Genomic DNA, 2,040 nt, shown 5'->3' on the forward strand with positions numbered 1-2,040 from the left:
GGTGCACCGCCGGGCCGGACCGCCGCGCCCGCGTACGGCGCGGGGCCGCGTCAGACGTTGCGGCGGTACTGGCCGCCGACCTCGAAGAACGCCTCGGTGATCTGCTGGAGGGTGCAGACACGGGCGGCGTCCATGAGGACGGCGAAGGCGTTCTCGCCGCTGACCGCGGCCTCCTTGAGGGCGGCCAGGGCCGTGTGGGCCTGGTCGTGGTGGCGGGTCTGGAAGTCCTGCACCCGTTCCAGCTGGGACCGCTTCTCGTGTTCGGTGGCGCGGGCGAGTTCGACGGTGCCGGGCTCGGCGGTGTCCGCGTGGGGGTTGCGGAAGGTGTTGACGCCGATGATGGGCAGCGTGCCGTCGTGCTTGCGCTGCTCGTAGAGCATCGACTCGTCCTGGATGCGACCGCGCTGGTAACCGGTCTCCATCGCGCCGAGCACGCCGCCGCGCTCGCTGATGCGCTCGAACTCCTGGAGCACGGCCTCCTCCACCAGGTCGGTGAGCTCGTCGATGATGAACGACCCCTGCAGGGGGTTCTCGTTCATCGCCAGGCCCCACTCCCTGTTGATGATGAGCTGGATGGCCAGGGCGCGGCGAACCGATTCCTCGGTGGGGGTGGTGACGGCCTCGTCGTAGGCGTTGGTGTGCAGGCTGTTGCAGTTGTCGTAGATGGCGATGAGCGCCTGGAGGGTGGTGCGGATGTCGTTGAAGTCCATCTCCTGGGCGTGCAGGGAGCGTCCGGAGGTCTGGACGTGGTACTTCAGCTTCTGGGAGCGCTCGTTGGCGCCGTACTTCTCCTTCATCGCCACCGCCCAGATGCGGCGGGCGACGCGGCCGAGGACGGAGTACTCGGGGTCCATGCCGTTGGAGAAGAAGAACGACAGGTTCGGGGCGAAGTCGTCGACGTCCATGCCGCGGGCCAGGTACGTCTCGACGTACGTGAAGCCGTTGGCGAGCGTGAAGGCGAGCTGGCTGATCGGGTTCGCGCCGGCTTCGGCGATGTGGTAGCCGGAGATGGACACCGAGTAGAAGTTGCGGACCTTGTTCGCGATGAACCACTCCTGGATGTCGGCCATCATCCGCAGCGAGAACTCGGTGGAGAACAGGCAGGTGTTCTGGCCCTGGTCCTCCTTGAGGATGTCCGCCTGGACCGTGCCGCGCACGGTGGCGAGCGCGTGGGCGCGCAGCTCGGCCACCTCGTCGGCGGAGGGCTCGCGGCCCTCTGCGGCGCGGAACCTGTCGAGCTGCTGGTCCACGGCCGTGTTGAGGAAGAACGCGAGCACCGTCGGGGCCGGTCCGTTGATCGTCATCGACACCGAGGTCGTCGGCGCGATCAGGTCGAAGCCGTCGTAGAGCGTCTTCATGTCGTCGAGGGTCGCGACCGAGACGCCGGAGGTGCCGACCTTGCCGTAGATGTCGGGGCGCTCGCCGGGGTCGCGGCCGTACAGCGTGACCGAGTCGAAGGCGGTGGAGAGCCGGGTGGCCGGCTGGCCCTCGGACAGCAGCTTGAACCGCCGGTTGGTGCGGAACGGGTCGCCCTCGCCGGCGAACATCCGCGCGGGGTCCTCGCCGTCGCGCTTGAAGGGGAACACCCCGGCGGTGAAGGGGAACCGACCGGGCAGGTTCTCGCGGCGCCAGAAGCGCACCAGCTCGCCGTGGTCGGTGAACCGGGGCAGGGCCACGCGCGGGATCTTGTTGCCCGACAACGACTCGCGGGTCAGCTTGGTGCGGATCTCCTTGTCCCGGATCCGCACGACCTGCTCGTCGCCGGAGTACGACTCCACGACGGCCGGCCACTTCTCGATCTGGTCCGCCACCTCGTGGGGGAGCCGCTTGCGGGCGTCCGTGAGCAGCGCGTCCACCCCGGCGTCGTCGTACTCGGCCCGGGCGAGCTCGGCCTTGACCGTGTCCAGGCGCTGCACCCGGCGCGCCGCCTCGACGAGGCGCTCGGTCTCCGCGTGGTACGTGCGGACGGTCTCGCTGATCTCGGTGAGGTAGCGGACCCGGTCGGCGGGCACGACCTGCCGGATGCCGGAGGAGTGGCGC

General features: G+C 69.4%; 1 protein-coding gene. It reads right to left on the reverse strand.

The genetic code is table 11. From position 1 onward, the window contains the following. Positions 1-50: 50 nt before the first annotated feature. Positions 51-2,040: methylmalonyl-CoA mutase family protein (locus ABZ318_RS39500; RefSeq protein ID WP_356907237.1), on the reverse strand; the 1,990-nt coding region annotated here is incomplete at its 5' end.

The sequence above is a fragment of the Streptomyces sp. NPDC006197 genome, assembly GCF_040613865.1.
Classification (GTDB): Bacteria; Actinomycetota; Actinomycetes; order Streptomycetales; family Streptomycetaceae; genus Streptomyces.